This window comes from Bradyrhizobium sp. NBAIM01, assembly GCF_020194115.1.
Lineage (GTDB): Bacteria > Pseudomonadota > Alphaproteobacteria > Rhizobiales > Xanthobacteraceae > Bradyrhizobium > Bradyrhizobium yuanmingense.
Genome location: NZ_JADYVU010000001.1, coordinates 1,437,518 through 1,457,026 on the forward strand (window position 1 = coordinate 1,437,518; position 19,509 = coordinate 1,457,026).

Sequence of the window (19,509 nt, forward strand, 5' to 3'; positions counted from 1 at the left end):
CGTGGCGTTCCTTTTCGAGCGCACCGTCGCGCCCGACCATGCCGACCATTGCGAGCGGGAGGGGCAACTTCCCGACGAACAGGCAGGCCGGGCGTGACGCCTCGCCTGCCGAGGCGGCGACCGAAGGCGGAGGTTGCGGGCGTAAAGCGACCTCGCCCGCCGACATCCCCGCCAGAGCATGGAAGGACATCCTCTGGCCGGCCTACAGCAACATCGGCGACCACCGCATCCTCGCCCGCGCCGCCGGCATGACCTACTACAGCCTTCCGGTGATCTTTCCCGGATAGCTGCGCTTGTCGCCATCTACGGGCTGTTCGCGGATCCCAGCACAATCGCAAAGGACCTCGACGATGCATCCGGCTTCATTCCTGGCGGAGCGGTCGACGTCGCCCGCGAGCAGCTCACCGGCCTTTCGACGCAGGGCGACAGGACGCTGGGGCTCACATTCGCTAGCCAATGCAACGGCCTGATCGTCTCCTCGCCCGCCTGCCCAGAACGTGATCGCGCCCTGAGAAGCCAGGGTCAAGCTGGCCGCTGCGACGGTGACGATCTGGCGGAGTGCTTAGTCAACGCCGGCCTTTTCGGCGATTTGAGCTTGCGGCTGAGATCGTCGAAACGAATTGACGGTCCCCGTGTGGCGATCCAAAGTGTCAATCTTTAAGGTTGATGAGTGAAGTTAACCCAGCACCGTGTTTGTCGTGGCAATGGTTGCCCGGTATCTGCCAATGAGCAGAGGACCGAGGCATGCTTGATAGAACGCAGGACGCAATTGCATGCTGGCGAAGACGGGATCGTAGTCGTTACCTCGTGCCCATCGTGTTCACGGGGGCCGCCATCATCGCAATGATCGCCTGGATTGCAGCAATTAGATGAATAAATTGGAGTTTGATCACGTGAATTTTTTAGTACCTGCCAAGGCGCCCGACGAGGATTTCGCGGGCCTTTCCGATCATTTCATTACCCGGATGTACGAGTTTATTCGTGATCAGGTTGCAGCTGACGCGGCGGCCGGCACGCGCCTCGTGGGAATGCCGGCGAGGCATCGCGCAGACAGGTTGCTTGCCGAGATCAGCCGCAGGGGCCTGTACAGCAAGCCGATCGATTGGCCGGCGACTTAGTGCGTGCACTCACAAGGCAAGGCGACGATGATCAAGTGGAAAGTATCTAGTCGTGTTAGGCTTTACTGCTTTTTATCAGCGACATTGGTTCTTCCCGCCCGGCCGATAACATTGCTTAATCGGGTCGCGGAAGACGTTCACCGACAGCGTTTTTTATCCCGCGGAGCCGACGCGCTAGCTTGACGAGCGCTCCGTTCATTTCCTGAAGAATGAGCTGTAAGGTGGCTTTCACACGGTCGTGGAAGCGAGAGGAACCTGAAACAGCTCGTTTTCCCATTCGTCGCGCACCGAAATGAAGTTCTCCTGCCGCACGGCAACCGGGTTAGCTGTGCCCAATCGATGCGCAATGAAGCTCGCATGCTCCTTTGCAGCGTTGTCATCAGCCAACTCCTGGCCGAGCAGGTCATGGGCTGGGGTCGATCCGTTTAAATGGAAACGGTAGAGGGGCATGACTTTACAGACCTCGAGACTCACTCGTCCGATGCAGCACCATTCCATTTTCGCTTCGTCCTCAAGGTCGCGGCTTCGTGTCTCTGCCTCATCCTTCGCTTGGACCACCTTGACCAGTCATTCGTTCATGCGAGCGCGCTCAATTGTTTGGGTTCGGCGAGCTGCTCTTGGGTGGGCTTTTCCACCTCCTCCGGTATCAACCTTGCTTCTTTTCAACTGTTCCTACTTGGGCCGGAAAGCGTCGGGGTGGCCTGTTCCGCCAAGCTGGTGTTAGCCTAGAGCGTCGGAGCTAGAGCGGATGGCTTTCGGCCGAACCCACAGCGATCGATGCGATCGGCGGTTGGTTGGGCGCCCACCCGCTCACGTTCCTGCGCGAAGGACTGTCCCGGCGTTCAGTCAGCCCGTGCCAGGCTCTGCAGCGTGCGAAGGATGGGCGTCGGATATCGCAGGTCTTGTTCTGGTCCGGCAAAAGGTGCCGGCATCGGCATGCCACGAGCACGAGCCTGCTAATCATCATCATGGTGCTGCTGATGATCGGCGCCGAATATGCCGGTGCTGTTTCTGCCGGCCTGACTGCTATGCTCGCGCAGGGCTAACTTTCTTGGCGAACAGCGGCGCCGCGCTGTCCACCACCTCTTTCGGAAGCATCCTCAATTGCTGTGCGTCGAACGGGAGGTGAGTGAGATAGTTCGCCACCAGAGCGCCTACGGCTTCAGCCTGCGCTGCATCTCGTTGGCGTTTTAGCGCCTCCTTGTCCGGGCGACGGGACAGCCATAGTTTATGGGCGACCCAAACCCGCGGGTCCGGAGCCACGATACGTACCGGTTCGCCCTTTTCGTCGATCGCCACCGCCTCGAACGCGGGGGCATTCTGCAGCCAATCGAGGCCTTCGATCTGCACAGCGGTTAAATCTTCCGGGTCGGAGCCGATCTTGTCTTGAGCCTTCTTCCAAGGTGGGCTCTGGATTGGCCTGATCAAATCGACGAGATAGCCATCCCGGTTTACGGCGCGGAACGTCTGCTTGGCGCGTTCAAAGCTGGTGTCCACTCGTTTGAGTATCTTCATGAGGGATGATTCAGAGACGTCGTCGTCTGCGACGAACGTAAGCCCGCCGCGTGCGTCGAACAGCAGATCGATGTCTTCCGTCGTAGCCAAGCCTGGATCGAGTCTGACGCCGGAAGAGGCCTCATAACCGTAGATCGCGTTCGTCCCAAGAATCCGAATTCCGGAACCCAAAATTCCGAAGCCATCGAGAGCGCGCGTGATCCGAGCTCCGAGCAGCGGCACGCGGCCCAGCCCGAGCGCACGGTTGACTGCGGCTTGCCTTTCCAGGGTATCGCGCAAATTCTTCACCCGGTCTTCTGCAGCGGCACGTTTCGCTTCGAAGTCCGCCTTCATCTTTTCAGTTTCGGGGGAACGCGCGCCCAGCGAGGCCTGCTTCCTGAGGCCTGCCTTATCGTAGTAGCTCCGAACGAGGTATCGTCGGCCTTTCGATTCCGCCCACGTCAGGGAACCCCGATGAGCATTGTAGGCCTCCTTGGCGTCCCTCAGGGCGTGGAAACGCTGCTGACTATTGACCACCTCTCGGCGGGAACTTCGCCGGTCACGTTTATTTCGTCTGTTGCGTTTATTGCGATTGTTGCGTTTGCTTCGAATAGTGCCTACATGGGTCCCATAGAGAGAGTCACACCATGCCAGCCTACGCCCAGGAGCTAGGGGCGGACCGGCTGCCTTCCGCGAGCGAGAAGGCGGCGGCCAACCAGCTTCGTCAGATGCTCGGGTCTCATGTTAATGGCGACGTCAAGCTGCGCGTGCTCAAGGACGAGCAGAAGAAGCCTACTGAGATCACCCTGCCTCCAGGCTTATCGGGCCTGCTGATTGAACTGTTGCGGCGTATTGCGCGTGGCGATGCGGTGAGGCTCGCGCCCGTGAATGAGATGCTGACCACGCAGCAGGCGGCGGATATCCTGAATGTTTCGCGTCCGTTCCTGATCTCGCTGCTGGAACGAGGTGACATCAATTACACAACGGTGGGCCGTCATCGCAGGATCAGGGCAGAAGACCTATTTGCCTATAAAGGCGTGCGGGACGAGAAACGCAGCAAGGCTCTCTCCGACCTCGCCGCAGAGAACATGTAGAGCTTGTTTGCAATCGATTTGGTGCGCTCGTGGACGCCTGCACTCTTGCGAGCACCGGAAAGCCGCGGAGCTGCAGGAGACGGGCGACCAGTTGAGACCCTACGTCGAATTTCTCAGGGTTGGTCCGACTATCGACACTACGGCGACCAGCAGCGCATCATGCTGCATCGGTATTTCCGAGCGGACGACCTGAAGCCAGATATGGTGACGAGCAAGCAAGAAAGTCGAACCATGTTGCTTCTCAATCAGCACACTGAACACCGCACCTCCTTGGCTGCATCGGATGCGGAAATATTGAGCGTCGAAGCCGCTCGCGAAGTGGAGCGATTTCTCCGGCATCGCGCTGACCACAAGGAGACTCCACTCGTCTCTCTGTCGGGTCTTGCTCGTGAGATCGGCGTGGCCTCGATCCATATAAAGGACGAGGGCCGTCGGCTCGGTCTTGGCAGTTTCAAAGCCTTGGGTGGATCGTATGCCGTGATCCGGCTGGTCTTGGAGGAAGCGAGTCGGCGGCTCGGCCGAGCTGTTGACGTCTCGGAGCTTCAGACACCTGACGTGATGCCCGTGGCTCGGGAGATGACGGTATCCTGCGCCACGGATGGAAATCATGGCAGGTCAGTCGCGCAGGGTGCCCGACTCGTTGGCGCCAAATGTGCCATATTCGTCCACTCAGGCGTCAGCGACGAACGTATTGACGCAATCGCCCGTTTTGGTGCGCAGATGATCCGGGTCAACGGCAACTATGACGACTCGGTCGCCGAAGCATCCCGAGTTGCCGCAGAAAAGGGTTGGATCACGGTCTCTGATACGTCCTGGCCGGGCTATGAGCGTATCCCCGGATTTGTGATGCAGGGTTATACCGCACTCTTGAGTGAAGCACTGCGCCAGCTCGCCAAAATCCCGACCCACGTCTTCGTCCAGGCCGGGGTTGGTGGACTCGCCGCAGCAGTAGCGGGACATCTTTCGGTTCTATTCGGTAACAACCGCCCGTTCTTTACGGTTGTTGATCCCTCGCGAGCAGCGTGCCTCTTCGAGAGCGCTAGGGCTGGACGGCGTGTCAAGGTCCTTCATGGCCGCCCGACGGTGATGGCAATGCTTGAATGCTATGAACCTTCGCTCGTCGCTTGGCGTATCCTTTCACGTGTAGCGGACGCCTTCATGACTGTCGACGAGGAGGACGCAATCAGCGTCATGAATTGCCTTGCAAACCCCGGAAATGGAGACCCGGCCATTGTTGCAGGAGAAAGTGGTGGTGTTGGTCTTGCAGGGTTGCTGAGGATTGCTTCGGACTGCACATTGCGTAGCAGGATTGGCCTTGGACAAGATGCACGTGTATTTCTAGTCAATACCGAGGGCGCGACCGATCCTGGCCTCTACGAGGAGCTCGTCGGTGCGCCCCCAGCGCAAGTGGCGGGAAGAAACTGACGGGACCAAGTACAGTCAACAGGCCTTGTATGTTAAGCAATAGGACAAGCTCGCCGCGAGCTTAGAGTTCCTCGCGAACGCCGTCGAGATAAGCCTGCCTTTCGACCCTCACCCTCTCCCGCCCGAGCATCCCATGTCTCTCCTCGGGAATGATGGGTGTTCGAGGCCTTCGATGCAACTAATTGTGCAAAGCGCATAAGGGCAAGCGAGCGGCCGCTAGCCCGCAGGACATCTGCTGAAAGCGCCTCCGTGACCCGAGCCAGTTCCTGACCGTGTGAACCGCTGCAGCTCCTAGATCAAGACAATGGCCAGCAGACTTGAGCATAGCGACGCGAAGCCGGCCGCAGTCAGTGCCAGTAGACTACCCGAGACAAGGTCATGATTGCGCATGAATCATCCTCGAATGAGTTGCGCTCGTTCGCAGCCGTGAGCGGTTCGACCGGTGAGCCGATGCTTCAGCGACGCTTGGGCGTCCTCGCTTGCGGCAAGTGAAGCAGAGATACGCAGAGATCAGCGCGCCATTCGCGCCGCTCTGATCATTCTGCGAGACTGACAGGCTGAGCGGGTTAAGTCGCTCAGTCTGGCCTACCAGTTCGGGTAGGCCACTCAAGACCGCTTCCTCGCTAAAACCCACTGTGTCCGTGACCGAACCTCACGGGAAGGCCGGATGTGGTTAGTCTTGGATCATGCCTAAAGGGAGACACAGAAGTTAGCGGCGCGTGAGAGGCACCGTTCTTTTCCTTGCTCCAGAGGTAGGGCTTACGTCACCGCTAACTTCCCCGGAAGTGCGGATGCGGCAGAGACAGCGCTTTTATCCCAGATCCCCCGGTTGATAAAGGGACGCCGAGTCGCATCCGCGCTACTTTCCAACAATGTCAGCTCCACTGAGCTCGGGTTTACGCCCTACCGGCTGAGGGTCGTAACGTCATTCAGATGTGAGACGTGTAGGGACTGAATCATCAATAACTTGGAGCGATTCTCAGACTGACAGAATCGACGCGACTGTGCAGTGTATGATGGTGAGCCGACCAGGGAGAAGGACACATGTTCAAACGAGAAGTCACGCCAGTAAAGGCCAAGCCCCGTATGTATTTGCGCGTAGCGAAACGGAAACGGACAGCGCATCAACTCGCCGAAGCGTTTTGCTTTGCGACGCGTGTGTTTGATGACATCAACCCGACAACGCGCGAATGGCACGAGATCCGCGATCGCATGGTCAGGACAGCCGATGGGTGCTTCTATCTTATCGAAGGTCCAGGCATCAACCCCGGTGACCGCGAAGTCGTAACGCCTTACAGTCTAAACGCCGTCTTTGCCTGGCTGCGAGATTGCCCAGAACAGATTGAGCGCACTGTCGTCGTCGGCGGCTAGGCTGGGACCGCCCCACACGGGCCGCTTTTCGTTTTGTAAATAGCCGCGCAGGTATCGTCAGATTTCAGTAAGCTAGCCCTGATATATAATCGTTGGGTTTAACGCGGGTGGCAGGGCATTGCTGTCGGTTCCAGAATAGCCAGCGCTGAGCCACGCTTCGCTAAACTCAAATGGCAAGTGCGGGTGCGGCCGGATACCTGGCAATCTTCCTGGCTAGCCCGGCACCGAGCCGCGCCCGCACTGCTTTCAACTCGCGGGCTCCCCCCCCTTCTAGTAGTTGTGTTCGTTGTGCGGCGACGACCTACCCGTCAACTTCTTGCGCTGCTTGAGGCTGCTGTATGGAAGTTGGCAGCGGGTCGGCGAATTTGGCTGCTGCTCGTGCGAGTTGCGGCCGCGCACGATCAGCGCGGCGCGATCGAGCGCCTGCTCGAAGAACAGCTTATTGCCTTCGAATTCCAGGCTGTCGGATGACGCGACCCGCGCCGGCAAGTATGGCGTCCGCCGAGAACATGACGTAGCTTTCGAAGCGGAAAGTCGTGTGTGGCACGATTTGTGAGCCGCTGCCGCGTTTCAGGATTGAAACTGAGATCCAGAAGCCGGCGGATGCGACATCTTTGTCGATGGCGGCCGAGCGTGGTTGCAAGCTCAACGCCGTCACCGTTATATCGGGGGATAACGTGATGCTGGTGTGCACCACTGAGGTCCACTCCAACAGCGCGTTGCGCGCAAAGCTGCCAGTTGCGAGAACAACACCACGCGAGGCGCGCACCCTTATGTCAAGGTTGATGCACCTGACGATGGCATCCGTGACGCGGCCGCGTTCCTTCACGAGTTGGAGCGTCGGAGAAGATGACCAAATTTCTCGGCCGTACTCGCGCAGGCTCACCAGCAGCCGCGATAGAGGCGGCTGAGCACGGACGTGCCGCCGTGCGCAACCAGATCCGCCTCGCAGTACCCCGGCGGAGGTGGTCCCCGGTCGTTGAATGTGCGCACCGGGACCTGCCTTATGGCACGGGAAAAGCCCGCCCACCGTCAGTGTCCTCCGGGTGCTGCGATTTTACGTCGCCCAGCAGTTGGCTGATCGTCGCGGCGCTCACCTTCAATAAAGCCAGCGACCGCTCATCGAGAGAAAGCTTCCAATCTGCCCTGCCGTTCAAGTGCCGTGAGCAAGAGGCGATCGTTGTGCCGATCCGCTTACTGCAAGCCCGCTCAGAGGCGTTCTATAGCACAATCAGTGCAACCCGAATGGAAGCACCGTAACTCCGGCCTGGCCGCCGCGGCACGGTCGATCCCCAGTGCCGCTCCCGTGACAGTGCTAGGATCGCGTGCTTGCGATGGCACCCCGTGACGGCGCAAAGCTCGTCCAGGATCCGTCCCTACTCGAGCCGCCCGGCGGCCCGATGACGCTTGGCCATCGCTGATGTGATCTCGCGCGTTGCGCGCATGCTGATCTTCCCCGCATACCCGCTCCCAAAGTGATCCGGCAGCTCCGCCACAGGCGCGGCAGCGAAGTTGTCGGGCAAACATTTTAAGGTGAGGCAATGCGGGACAATTCCGGATGAAGCTTCCTACGGAACAAAGCCACGGTTAGGAAAGTATCGCGGCAGAGGCGTAAAGGAAGCGAAGAATTCTGCGCGACAATCGGCACATCTAAGTCTGCCGAGCATCTGCTCCAGCGCTTTTGCCCAACTACCTCCAGCAGGAGCGAGCGTAACGGGCGGGTACCGGCCTACCCTAGCCAACCGGATAGCTCGGTCGCCTGCAACACCATTCTAAGAGCGGCGTGAGCGAGAAGGGGTTGTCTCCTCTCCAGTCGCGCTCGCCGTCTGGCAGGTCGCGGCGCCTGCGGCTCAGGCGCGGCCTCTTACTGAGCTGCGAGCGGAGCGGCAAACGGTCCTTCCAATTGCTTCACTTGCCTGGGTCAAAATTCTCTCTTGCTCACAGTAATGTAGGAGATCCAGCTTTCAGCAAGCCGACGAAACTATGCACCCCAGAGCTCCGCGTTCTCGGGCGCAGTCCACCGGTCGGTGGCCACGGCAAAGTGGAGGAGCTTCTGCACAAGACAGATCCCTCTTTCTACATGCTTCCCCTATTAAGATGGTTCCAGGTGTTGGTTCCCCGCTGCGCGACGAACCAACCATCACCGGGATCAAGGTTTCCGATGGATGATGCCTTGCGAGTCCAATAGTTCAAGCCCCTCCCGGCGACACGCCCATGTCGCACGTCGGTGCTCCCTCACATGTGCCGGGCGCTCCCATCGACGGCGTCGGCGCGCCTTGGTCGCAGCCGCAAGGATTCCTGCACTATCCGCACCGCGACAGGCCAAGATGGCTGGATCCGATTTACCCTCTGCGGCCCGGGTCAAGACCTTCTCGGCAATGCACGCCTTCAACGAAGAGGTGCGCCTTGGTTCGGGCACCATCCGACCGGATCGTCCAGAACACTGCCCAGGCCGATTTGCAGGCCCCATGATGCTACGCGCCAAAAACAGAATCTGTTCGTGCCGGCCGCGACTTGCCAGCCAGTATTTGCGGAAAGTGCGATGGCGCCTCCTCGGCTGAGGGTGACAATCGGCCCTGGCCAATTTGGCTCATTTAAGTCTCTGAGCGCGTCAGCTTGTCGACAGCTGATCCTAGTAGAGGAAGAACCAGAGAGCGACACTATCCGCTCAGGATTGCGAACCGACTCAAACTGGGAGGCGACATGGACCCATTTAACAGCATCAACCCATTCGGGCGGGATTTCGCTGCTTACAACGCCGCGGTGCCAGAACCGCAACAGCAGGAAGCTGAGTTTGAGCCCTACTTGGATGAGGTGCCGCAGCTTGATACCAATGCCGTCGTAGGGGTCCCTGTTTCTTCAGATCACGACCATCCTCATCTGTCTGACGAAGACCGTAGACTCATCGAGGCGTTGGAACTTGGGCACCCTAGCGCCCGCGGTCCCGAAGACGCAGTCACCAGGCGCGTCGGGGACGCCGCTGCGCAGCACAGCGGGCTATGGGAAGCATTGAGTTTGCCGAACGAGCTGACTGCGGACGGTTACGTTCCGGATCCGCCGCGAGTGATGATGGGCGAAGCCAGCCTAGCATCGTCTCTCATGCCAACCGCGCGCAATCACCAGGCACCGGATGCAGGAGAAGCCGTTCGTCACTTCAACCGAAGCCACGGCTACCAGCCGGCTCCAAACGAATTGACCGGGAGCGATCCGCTTTCAAGCCACGAGGTCCTCATGGGTGAGGATTACATCGGGCAGTTGAGGCCTGCGAAGAGGCAGAGGACGCTAAGACAGCCGGAAGGGGATGCCATTGGGCGCCAGCTGAGCGAGTCCGGCGATCCAGTCCCTCGCGTGCTGATGGAACACGCCGGCGCACCGTCGACTTTCAGGCCAGCGGTCGCTTCGCCATTGGTCTTTCCTGCGGAAGGTTACGATCAGGATCTGCTGTGGGCGATGGTAGGAGACGCCGGCCCATCGTCGTCTCGCGAGCCGACCGCGCCCCCTCACCAACACCTGGATTTAGGAGAGGCCGTTCGTCCTTCTAACTTGGGACACGGCCACCAGCACGCGCCAGCTACGCTTGACGGTAGCAGCGTCCCGCCGGGCCGGGACGGTCGACCTTTCATAGTTCACAATGACCGCTACACGGCGCTGCTCGTTCCTGCGGCAGCGATGAGGCGAGGCACCCCGCTCAATCTTCTAGGCGCTACCATTCGTCTCGGAACTCTACCGGAAAACGTTCCGCAGCCCAGTGCGGAACCGTCGAATCGGGTCCCGCCAGCGCTCCTTGGACCAACGATGGAGCAAGCCGCTCGGGCGTCCGCCGGGGCTGAGACGAGGCCCCCCGCGGTCCGCGACGTTTATGCTGCATCATTCGCCGTTCCCGAGGACTTCTCGCATGGCACACAACCCGCCTCGGACGCGATAATTTCGCATCTCGGCCGCTGGGGCCTCTTGCCGGACGCGGCGCAGCCCGTAAAGCAGTACGACATTCGCGGCCAGCGCTACACCGGCCTCCTGGGGCCTGGAGGGCCCAATGACGTTCGGCTCATCCATCACCCCCAAAAGTAGACGCCGACGGACACTCCCGACGCTACGAGCCCGTTCAAGATAGCTCTGGTACTTCGCGAGGTTGTGGGTGCTGTAGATGGGCGCCCACTCGATTTACTTTGTCCGTGACGCGCAGCAGCAATTGCTGAACCCGCGCTGCACTGCGGCTGACAAATAGCTTTCAGGCTCGGGACCGCTAACTACCATTCTCCGAAGCCCGGGTGCCGCCACAGCTCGCGCCAGGCGCACACATGCGCGGTTCAAAGTCCCTATTATTGGAGCGTGATGAATGCCTACGTCTTCACGTTAGTCTCCGCAGGAGAATGGCCCGTAATTCCTCGCCGAGCGGTCTTTCTAATAACCCCTGCGTCAACTGATATTTTTCTTGCCTGTCTAGCAAGCAACGATAGAATAGCTCTGGTTGTGGATACAACGAGATGCACGGAGCAATGATGCTGTCTCGATGCAGTGTTTCAGCCCCCTGTATTGCTATCCTCCTGATGCTAATTGCGAGTGCCGGGCTGGCTCGCGCACAGGTACCTGTCACGGACCCGTGTGCCCCCTACCCGCGCAATCCGCAGCAGCGTGAGGCTTGGATCAAGGAGCTCATCAGGAGCTTTGGCTTTGCCGATTTTCATGAACCTGCTGTCGTCCGACCGACGAACGAAAGCGCCCCCTACGAGCTCGTTGTGCAATACTCGAAGGGGAAGAAAATCGCAGGGTGCGAAGTTGAGCTTCGCTCCTATAACGGCGATCTCGTTGGCTCCACCATTCGCGCAAGACCGGGTGATACGCTCTTCATCCGCTTGACGAACAAACTGCCAGCAGATGTGACGCACCATCACCCGCAGGATCCACATCCGACTGACCACGACGGCGATTTCAGCTTCAATATCACGAATCTTCACACACATGGGCTGCACACCTCCCCGTCCGGCAACAGCGATAACGTTTTCCTGGAGATACGGCCGGAGAAGTATCCGGGTGACCCCAAGGCTAGGCAGCTGTATCGGATCCACATCCCCGACAAGCACCCGACAGGTACCTTCTGGTATCACGCTCACTTTCATGGCAGCACTGGCGTGCAGGTTTCCAGTGGGATGGCAGGAGCTCTCATTATCTAGGGTGGTCAGGATGCAAATGGCCGGCTGGATGCTGTACCGGAAATCAAGGATGCCGAACAAAAAGTCTTCGTTCTTCAGCAGATAAGGTTTGGACCTGACGGAAAGCTTGAGGACTTCGACAAAGCAATTCCGGACCGGCAGTGGTCGCGTAACATTACTGTAAATGGCGTGTTCGTTCCGACGATCCGGATTCATCCGGGCGAGGTGCAGCGATGGCGCTTTGTTCATGCCGGCGTCGAGGACAATATTGCCCTGGCACTCGACGGCCATCAGCTCCATGAAATCGCAGCAGATGGACTGGCCTTAGGTCGCCGGGTGGCCTGGCCAGCGGCCGAGCCTTCTCAAGAGGGTGTCCGCGAGTTGCTGCTCGGTCCCGGTTACCGCAGTGACGTTCTGGTCAAGGCCGCCCCTCTTGCCCCTGGCGAGACCTCGAAGGAGTACTTCCTGCGAGACGGCATGTTGCCCGCCGCCCTGTCGTTGCAAGCCGCAACGACGGCAATCCGGGTCGCGCAGTCAAGAGCCGCCTTTAATGCAGGGGATCTCATTGCCGACATCGGAAACAAACCGCAGCGCATCATTGCACGAGTGCTCGTTGAGGGCGTCGCCAGAGACATGGCATTGCCAAGTGGCGAAGAGCTGCGTAACCGTGTCCCGAGCGAGCTCGTTCCGATCAGGGAAGAGGAATTGACTGACGCGGAGCAGTCAGTGCGCTTCGATGGTATGAGCCGCCGCTCCTGCACCCCAGACGGCAGTTGTCCGATATGCCAGACCGAAACTCCCGACTGTAAGCTGCATTTTACGTCGAATGATCGAGTCTTTATGCCCGAGCATGCGCCGCGCATGCTCAAACTAGGTCAAGCATCCAAGTGGACCGTAGCTGGTGATGGGATCTTCCCTCATCCCTTTCATATTCACGTCAACCCGTTCGAAGTAGAGCGCGAGGAGCCTGCGCAGGACGGCAAGATGAAGCGAGCAAAACTGTGGAAGGATACGATCATCCTGCCAGCCGGTGGCCAACCAAAACCGATCGTCATCAGGTCTCGATATATGGACTACGAAGGAGAGTTTGTCATGCATTGTCACATCCTCGGGCACGAGGATATGGGAATGATGGAACGCGTCAAAATTGCAAGATAAGGACCCTGTCTCATGGCCAGCTATAACGTCACGATCAAGAATTTCGCTTTTTCACCTTCGCAAATTGAAATCAAACAAGGCGACAAAGTCATATGGACAAGTGAGGATACTGTTGCACATACCGTAACGGCTGATGGTGGCGAGTTCGACAGCGGCGACATGGTCAAAGGTGACCCGCCGTTCGAGCATACGTTTGGAACGACCGGAGAAATCCCGTACCACTGTGACCATCACGGCGGAATGAGGGGAAAGGTTACCGTAAAGGCATAGAAGGCAGGCCTCCTCACCTTTGGAACGGCGTCCTGCGCACGTCGGACAGATTTGTCTCTGGTTGCCTTGCCCGCCAAACCGGCCCTCGGACGAGGACGGCCTCGTCCGTTAGAGAAGAGACTATCGGTAGAGCGCCGAGTGCGGCGGTTGGTTTGGTTATTAGTTTGCGAGCTGGATCGTCCGAAGAACCACTGAGTCATCCTCGGTCTCAAGCGTAACCGTGTCTGTGGGCCCCACGATCCAGAATTCGCCTAACCCGCGTTCCCGCCGATTGCCGTTGATGATTGTCGTGAGCTTTCCTGCCCTCAACTCATAGATCAGAAAGCCGCCTGTGGCTTTGAGCGGGAGTGAAGACCCTGCCCCCGCCGCTAGCGGCGCCGCCGCAGTTGAGCCGGCCACGCGTGTGCCAGGGCGCAGACTTATTTCCTGATAGTGAACTACCGGCACATCCAGACCAGCACCACCCGCTTGTGGCACTGCAGCTGGCCGGTTCCTCCCGGCGACGCGTTGAGCGATCAGCGGGCCGGAGTAGCGGTCGCGAGCGAAAATGCCCGCCGTATTTGCGGCAGTTTGTGCCCAAACGGGCTCGCGAGACAACGAGAGTATGGCGATGACGATGAGGACGCGAAGTGGGACGCTGCTCATCGATTTTCTCCGGTTATCTGGCCGTTTCGAGCATGTAGAGTACGCCGGCAGTTGTCGCAACGAACACGCGGCCATCGGCCAGAACGGGCTCGGTGAAAATGCGGTCACTACTATTACTGGGGTCAAGATCGATGTCCGCCAGGATTTGCGGACGTGGAACGAGTCCGAAACCGTTCGGCACGCAGTCCGCCTGTAAGACCTCCGGATTATCGCATATCGAGCCGGCTGGTGGCCAGACCGACGGATCTGCGAGCACAACTAGGTGCCCTTGGGCAGTGCCCAGGAACACGATGCCCCGCGTGACCGTCGGCGGCCCAAGCTGGTAGGCCGTATTTTTCCTCGTGCCCGGAATGTCTGCTACCCACCGCACTGGACCTGAAGGAGCTGCGCAGACGTCGAGCGCATGCAACCGGGTGAACCCGGGCGGTACCTGCCCGGCTTCCACGGTATAGCCACCAGTGGTCGTGATGAAGGTGTCGCGCCAGGCAGCGCCCGGAATCAGATAGCGCGTATCTCCGTGGGTTCCGCTTGTAAACGGGATGCCGGTCGGAGGAAATTGCCAGCGCACCACCGGATTTCCCCCCGCACCAGCACCCGCACGCGCAGCATAGCTCCAGCCATCCTTCTGTGTCGAAGCAACCGTAGCTCCGCAACGTGCGTCCAGCAGCGTAGGACCTGACGCCCAATCGGGATCATCGTCCATGTTGAATGGCACCGGCTTGAGCTTCCAGTCGAGTGAGCCGGTTGCGGCATTCAGTCTTAGCAGACTTAGCGAATGATCGACACTTGGCTGCGGTTGACTTCCGCCGTTCCAGAGCCGCGCATTACCGGTTGTCGCGTAGATTGCATTGCCCAACAGTCCCCCCGCCAGTGAGGACCAGATCCCGCCGCCACGCGTGCTCGTAGCCTTGAAATCGAAGGAAGCAACGATGTTGCCGGAATTGATGTCGACCGACGCGACACGCCCGTTCTGGATCGGGCTATCTGCATGGTTTGCGATCCCCACATACACACGATTTCCGATTACGAGTGGCGAGGAGTAACCGATATTCTCGTGTAGTTCTCGCCCGTCCCCTGGTGTGAGCCCATTGAGAGCCGCGATCTCTGGAGACTTCCAGATCTCCGCACCGCTCGCGGGATCGAGAGCAAAAAGCCGACCGCTGCCCAACCTGCGTCCGACAGATTGGTCAGGCCCCCCAAAGATAACTGCATCTCTCTCCCTGACCGTGCCGATTGACGCGCTCGCCGGCAGTCCTTCGGAAGAAGGGTTATGTGCGGAGACCGTCTCATATTGCGAGCGCAGCGCAGGATCGCCCGCCTTTGGATATTGCCAGAGCAGATTGCCGCTGGCCGCATCGATAGCGTAGAGCCTCCCATTGCCGTTTCCGATGAAAACACGCCCCTGATGGACGATGGCAGATGCGCGGAAAGCGCGTGGATCATCCGGTGGCCGGAACGTCCACTTTACTTGAAGCGTCTTGACCTGTTGCGGGTCCGCCAGTGGAGAGTCGAACGGCTGCTGCGCGTCCCGCAGTCCACTGTGCCGGAAAGCAGGCCATTCCCGCGAACAGACTTTCGGGTCACGGTCTGCACAGCCGGCGGTGGCGACGTAAACGAGATCCGCCACACAACGTCCCATCGACTGCACCACTGATATCTTCTCGCCTTCCTTTATCGCGCGCGTCAGAGCGACCTGGGCACCACCTCCATCCCCGATTTCTTCGGCCTCTGCGTAAATGCTAATCCTTGATCCGGGGACGAACTCCACTACCTCGATGATCGTGTCACCCGGTAGCGGCTGACGAATCTTTGCGGCCGGCAGCTGGCTGCAGGGCTTCGCCGGCGTCTTCGGTCCCGGTGCACTGGCAGTACACAGCGCCTGGGTTGCCCAGTAGTTGCCGGTCCCCTTCCCGCGAGGGTTCAGTCCAATCTGCTGCGCACCGCCAGGAGTGGGCTGTCCCCCGACTTGGTTGGGATTCGGTAACATGTTGTCAGTGAACACCTTGATATCGGCGCCATTGAGCAGCGCACTCGATGCCGGCCCGCGCACCACAGCAACGGGGGCACCTTCATACACCGTGTCAACTACCGGCCCTGGTAATGAGGACGGCTGCGACTGCACAACCTCAGCGCGCGACACCGGACTGACATCGCGGCAAATTCCGGACTGCGCGGTGATGCGTTGCCCCTTCCGAAACGCGGGATTCACGAACGTATAGGCAAAATCCGCGTTACCACCTACCTCGGTTTTCGGACCGAAACCACCGCCCGCCAGCGGATCCTCGGCAAATACTTTCCACCATGCTCCAGGGATTACGTCTGCAATGCCGACAGCACGTCCGCAATCGTAACAAGGCGCCGGATTCAACCGCGGCTGCGGCAGGCCTGCTGGATAGTCATCTTTGTAGGACGAGACCGTCACCGCATTCGAAGGCTTGCTTTTCACTCCACCCACAACCTGGACAGCAGTGATGACTTGCCCGTTTTCAAATTGCGTCGCTACTTTGATCGGCTGATTGGCGATCTCGGACGCAGTAGCCGAACCAATGGGATTTGGTTGGCCAGCAAGGTAGATCTCGATCTGCGCGTCCGGAACGTAACCGTTCACCACTACTGTCTGGGCGCATTCGTAGATTGGTCTTGTGAGCAGAAGCGGCGAGACCACCTCCGGATCGTTTTGAAATCTTCCGCCACCCGGTTGCAGATGCGGGTCTCGCTCGGGCGCTGGCTGTGCACTCACGAGAGGACAGCCGACCATCATGGCGCTCACAATGGTGGAAATGGCCAAACGAACCTGCATGCGCCCCTCCCTTTCCAAAAACAGCGCTCTCAGTGCCGCGCTGGCGAAAGCACAATCAGTCGCGCGACAAAGGGGCGCTCGCCGCCAGTATTGTCGACAGCAATCCGCTGGTCGCTATCGAGCGTAATGACGACACCCGGACGCACCTGCTGGGACTTGCCGTCAACAATCAGAGTCGCGTCACCGGCCTGCACGTCCAGCATTGCACGACCGGGCGCGGCAAGTTCTTCGGAGGCTTTACGCGCACCCACCAGCAGGTCGATCACCTCGACAGTCCGGCCTCCAGCGTCACCTTTGAAGATTGATCGGCTGAGCAGCCCGGGAACGAGTTGTCGATACTCGCCAGGCACGTCGACCTGAGCAAAGGCACTTTTGATTGGCACAGCTATCGAGATGCCTATGAGGACTGCTCTGCAACAACGGGAACGGATCGCCGCAAGCATATCATCCACCTAAATAAGAACACCAAATCTTGGTCACCAGACTGCAGGCCAAACCTTCAGATCTGTCGCATTCGGACATGCCCTATCAATCTTGGTTTTGAGTCGGAGCTACACATTTCTCGAGATGGCGCGCCTCTGGAAAAATGGCCTGGTCACGTCCTCGGCACCATTTTTGGAGATTCTTTCGGAGCCAGCTTCGCGACTGCATCTCGAGATCCGTTCGTCAATCCATATCTGCCGAAGCTTTGAACCTGGAAAAAATGCCCTGGCCCGCGACCGATATCCTCGCCGAGCGGCTACGATCCTGGCGGCGCGATCTGTAGTTGATGACTGTTTATCGCACCTGCCGATCGGTGCATAACGCTTAAAGTAGCATCATTATTCACTCACGCTTTAGCGGATTTCAACCAAAAAGATTGACAGCAACGCTTACTATTTTTGCGAGTTCGTACCTGCAGGGTGCTGGCGACCGCGGTGGCCCCCCCCCTGTGCAGCCGTGGCCACGCCTTCCGGCATGACGCCACCGATACCCGGGAGCGACCGGCGCCCATGTTGGCCGGAGGAGCAAGTTCGCGTTGCCTGGCCAGATGTTGAGCACGACGTCGGCGGAGTGGACGCCGTGGCCGACCGCCTTCGGGCTGGCTTCCTGACCGACAAGGCCGATGTGGACGGATTCATCGCATTTTCTCTAACCGTCCAGAACAGGCGCAAGTCGCGCGCCGGCAAGTCGCTGGAGCATCAGGGCGTACTTTCTCGGTAACTGAGTCGTGGCCGACAGCTCCAATCGAGCGGTACCGAAAGTGGCGGCGACTTCCTGCTGTGCTCGCAAGCTGTTGGTCCACTCAGCGGCCGATCGAAGCTAGGCTAGCCGCAGCCATCTCTGTCCAGCTGATGATTCGCTCAGATCGGTGTCCGGGGACCGCTCCAAATAACCAACGAGCGCAAAGACAAGAGCGACGAGAATGCCAATCACCGACGCTGTGCCTGTTCCCGACCAGCTTCGCTGCTGAATAAGGGCATCAGGCTCAGCGAGACCGAGTTGATACCCCCATCCAAGTCATGTGGCGATTATCATATGTGAACCACCTCACATCTTACGCGCACTTCTTGATGCCCTGACAAGTCATAGACCAAGGCTCGCCGACGCGCACGGTCGGGGCGTTTCGGACTCCCGCCGGCGATGCGGTCGGCATCCGGCCACTTCTATCGACTGCATGGCCCGGCTGGATTGACGAGGTGATCAATTTCACGAGCGATTTGCATACCCCTTCTGCGGCAGTGGATACGACGAGCGCGGCATCGAAAGATGCCTCTGCCATTGGCGCAGGCTATGGAGTGCGTTTGTGCCTTCAGTGTCTCGGTTCAGGAATAAAGCGCGAGTCGTGCTTTCCTGACAGGTGTGTCGTCTTGCGTTGGGACGCCGGTGCGATTTCGTAACAGGTCCATGTGGGAGGGAACTATTGAGCCACGAATTACCTCCACAACAGTCCAGGTTTCTCGTTCGAATGGGGAGCACCGGCTGGATGGTTTATGATCGAGAACGCAAGGGGTCTGCGCTGCTAAGGGATCACAGTTTGGCCGAGAAGCTATCCAAAGAACGGGCCGAACAGATAAGGCAGGCACTGGTTGATGGTCCGATCAATTGATGACCATAATCCCTCTAGGTGAGCCTTCGATCAGGGAATTGAAAGTCTACCTGCGTTCAGCTCCGCTCCGGGGTCTGGACGCCGAGCACATAGCCATTTCGTTCATGCGCCGCCCCAGCCGGGGCCCGTCAGTTTGACCGTAACACTGAGCAATCGGCCTGTGAACGGCTGCGGCGCCGGACAAGACGCATAAGCGTGTCCTTGCTTACTGGCAGCATCAGCCGTTCTGCGAAGCCCCTGCCGGTCGACCGCTAAGCAACAGACCAAGATGCTGGTGATAAAGTCTAGCCGCGCCGTGCGTCGCGCCGATGGCGCCAATATCCTGTCGGCGAAACGCTCAGTGAAGATCTGGCGTCCGCACAGGCCGGCGTCGCATCGGAAGCGGCGGGCGATCACCAGCAGTCCTACGGACCGCCCCGGGCGGCGGATCGCTCACGGTTGCAGTTATCGGCTATGGACGGCCGCGAAACTGTCCCGCACGCGAGAAAATGGAAGTCTTTCGCCAACTACGTCACTTACGCCCGCCGGCGCGCTACTGCTAATCTTATGCGCGTGATGCTAGTCGAGCGCGGGGGCAACTCGACCAATCGCGCAAGGTCCTAGGCGAGTTCGCCCCCTATTGCCTTGACATCGCTCACACGGCCAGAGAAGCAGTAAGACCGCCTCAGCTGGCGGCCTTTTCGTCACGCGAGTCTTGTTCCCCATCTCCCAAAAGAGCAATGTTCGCTTCCAGCTTCTTCAGGAGGTGACACGCATCTCAGGCCGAATTGCTCCGGTTAAGCGTAACCTCGACCGGGCATTGCCGGCCAAGTGGTAGGGCCACTGCGGGACTGTGTGCGGCTGGGGCCATTGGATCCTTCCCTTTCCCTTTCCCTTCCCTCCCCCTCCCCATTCC

General features: G+C 59.2%; 15 protein-coding genes. 8 read left to right on the forward strand and 7 right to left on the reverse strand.

Annotated features, from left to right (window positions below; genetic code table 11):
• Positions 1–38: 38 nt before the first annotated feature.
• Positions 39–287, forward strand: a complete 249-nt coding sequence (locus I6F31_RS06265; protein ID WP_225185107.1) for a hypothetical protein — start codon at positions 39–41, stop codon at positions 285–287.
• A gap of 582 nt (positions 288–869) precedes the next feature.
• Positions 870–1,118 carry a hypothetical protein gene (locus I6F31_RS06270; protein WP_225185108.1) on the forward strand — a complete coding sequence of 83 codons (249 nt, stop codon included), beginning with the start codon at positions 870–872 and terminating at the stop codon, positions 1,116–1,118.
• A 228-nt stretch (positions 1,119–1,346) separates the two neighbouring features.
• Here I6F31_RS06270 and I6F31_RS06275 read toward each other — a convergent pair whose 3' ends face one another.
• Both I6F31_RS06275 and I6F31_RS06280 read right to left on the reverse strand, forming a co-directional pair.
• Positions 1,347–1,676, reverse strand: a complete 330-nt coding sequence (locus tag I6F31_RS06275; RefSeq protein ID WP_225185109.1) for a hypothetical protein — start codon at positions 1,674–1,676, stop codon at positions 1,347–1,349.
• Positions 1,677–2,144: 468 nt separating this feature from the next.
• A complete protein-coding gene (locus tag I6F31_RS06280) occupies positions 2,145–2,966 on the reverse strand; it encodes a nucleotidyltransferase domain-containing protein (protein ID WP_225185110.1) in 822 nt (273 codons plus the stop codon).
• A gap of 293 nt (positions 2,967–3,259) precedes the next feature.
• On the opposite strand from I6F31_RS06280, the gene I6F31_RS06285 reads away from it, so the two are divergent.
• From I6F31_RS06285 to I6F31_RS06295, 3 genes are all read left to right on the forward strand, one after another.
• The gene (locus I6F31_RS06285; RefSeq protein ID WP_225185111.1) at positions 3,260–3,706 is read left to right on the forward strand and encodes a helix-turn-helix domain-containing protein; all 447 of its coding nucleotides are present in this window, start codon (positions 3,260–3,262) and stop codon (positions 3,704–3,706) included.
• Between the two features lie 231 nt (positions 3,707–3,937).
• The gene (locus I6F31_RS06290; protein WP_225185152.1) at positions 3,938–5,131 is read left to right on the forward strand and encodes a diaminopropionate ammonia-lyase; all 1,194 of its coding nucleotides are present in this window, start codon (positions 3,938–3,940) and stop codon (positions 5,129–5,131) included.
• Positions 5,132–6,175: 1,044 nt separating this feature from the next.
• Positions 6,176–6,502 (forward strand): hypothetical protein, encoded by a 327-nt coding sequence (locus I6F31_RS06295; protein WP_225185112.1) that lies wholly within the window; start codon positions 6,176–6,178, stop codon positions 6,500–6,502.
• A 270-nt stretch (positions 6,503–6,772) separates the two neighbouring features.
• Here the strand turns inward: I6F31_RS06295 and I6F31_RS36365 are convergent, their stop codons facing one another.
• A complete protein-coding gene (locus tag I6F31_RS36365; RefSeq protein WP_346656466.1) occupies positions 6,773–6,991 on the reverse strand; it encodes a hypothetical protein in 219 nt (72 codons plus the stop codon).
• A 4,061-nt stretch (positions 6,992–11,052) separates the two neighbouring features.
• Entirely contained in the window at positions 11,053–11,901 is an 849-nt protein-coding gene (locus I6F31_RS36665; RefSeq protein WP_346656467.1) for a hypothetical protein, read from the reverse strand.
• On the opposite strand from I6F31_RS36665, the gene I6F31_RS06310 reads away from it, so the two are divergent.
• Entirely contained in the window at positions 11,842–12,810 is a 969-nt protein-coding gene (locus I6F31_RS06310; RefSeq protein ID WP_225185113.1) for a multicopper oxidase domain-containing protein, read from the forward strand. The two genes, I6F31_RS36665 and I6F31_RS06310, sit on opposite strands and share 60 nt — an antisense overlap.
• A 12-nt stretch (positions 12,811–12,822) precedes the next feature.
• On the forward strand, positions 12,823–13,080 hold the full coding sequence (locus tag I6F31_RS06315; RefSeq protein WP_225185114.1) for a plastocyanin/azurin family copper-binding protein: 258 nt from the start codon (positions 12,823–12,825) through the stop codon (positions 13,078–13,080).
• Positions 13,081–13,239: 159 nt separating this feature from the next.
• Here the strand turns inward: I6F31_RS06315 and I6F31_RS06320 are convergent, their stop codons facing one another.
• The 3 genes from I6F31_RS06320 to I6F31_RS06330 are packed head-to-tail and all read right to left on the reverse strand — an operon-like array spanning position 13,240 to position 16,968.
• A complete protein-coding gene (locus I6F31_RS06320) occupies positions 13,240–13,725 on the reverse strand; it encodes a hypothetical protein (RefSeq protein ID WP_225185115.1) in 486 nt (161 codons plus the stop codon).
• Between the two features lie 13 nt (positions 13,726–13,738).
• Positions 13,739–16,525 (reverse strand): PQQ-binding-like beta-propeller repeat protein, encoded by a 2,787-nt coding sequence (locus I6F31_RS06325; protein WP_225185116.1) that lies wholly within the window; start codon positions 16,523–16,525, stop codon positions 13,739–13,741.
• Positions 16,526–16,554: 29 nt separating this feature from the next.
• Positions 16,555–16,968 (reverse strand): hypothetical protein, encoded by a 414-nt coding sequence (locus tag I6F31_RS06330; protein WP_225185117.1) that lies wholly within the window; start codon positions 16,966–16,968, stop codon positions 16,555–16,557.
• 619 nt (positions 16,969–17,587) lie between these two features.
• Between I6F31_RS06330 and I6F31_RS36670 the strand changes: the two genes are divergently transcribed.
• Entirely contained in the window at positions 17,588–17,728 is a 141-nt protein-coding gene (locus tag I6F31_RS36670; RefSeq protein WP_346656468.1) for a type II restriction endonuclease, read from the forward strand.
• Positions 17,729–19,509 lie beyond the last annotated feature (1,781 nt).

Bases quoted from the DNA above. Each gene is read 5' to 3' on its own strand.
- I6F31_RS06265 (WP_225185107.1), top strand. From the start codon at position 39: ATGCCGACCATTGCGAGCGGGAGGGGCAACTTCCCGACGAACAGGCAG.
- I6F31_RS06270 (WP_225185108.1), top strand. From the start codon at position 870: ATGAATAAATTGGAGTTTGATCACGTGAATTTTTTAGTACCTGCCAAG.
- I6F31_RS06280 (WP_225185110.1), bottom strand. From the start codon at position 2,966: ATGAAGGCGGACTTCGAAGCGAAACGTGCCGCTGCAGAAGACCGGGTG.
- I6F31_RS06285 (WP_225185111.1), top strand. From the start codon at position 3,260: ATGCCAGCCTACGCCCAGGAGCTAGGGGCGGACCGGCTGCCTTCCGCG.
- I6F31_RS06290 (WP_225185152.1), top strand. From the start codon at position 3,938: ATGTTGCTTCTCAATCAGCACACTGAACACCGCACCTCCTTGGCTGCA.
- I6F31_RS06295 (WP_225185112.1), top strand. From the start codon at position 6,176: ATGTTCAAACGAGAAGTCACGCCAGTAAAGGCCAAGCCCCGTATGTAT.
- I6F31_RS36665 (WP_346656467.1), bottom strand. From the start codon at position 11,901: ATGAACAAAGCGCCATCGCTGCACCTCGCCCGGATGAATCCGGATCGT.
- I6F31_RS06315 (WP_225185114.1), top strand. From the start codon at position 12,823: ATGGCCAGCTATAACGTCACGATCAAGAATTTCGCTTTTTCACCTTCG.
- I6F31_RS06320 (WP_225185115.1), bottom strand. From the start codon at position 13,725: ATGAGCAGCGTCCCACTTCGCGTCCTCATCGTCATCGCCATACTCTCG.
- I6F31_RS06325 (WP_225185116.1), bottom strand. From the start codon at position 16,525: ATGCAGGTTCGTTTGGCCATTTCCACCATTGTGAGCGCCATGATGGTC.
- I6F31_RS06330 (WP_225185117.1), bottom strand. From the start codon at position 16,968: ATGCTTGCGGCGATCCGTTCCCGTTGTTGCAGAGCAGTCCTCATAGGC.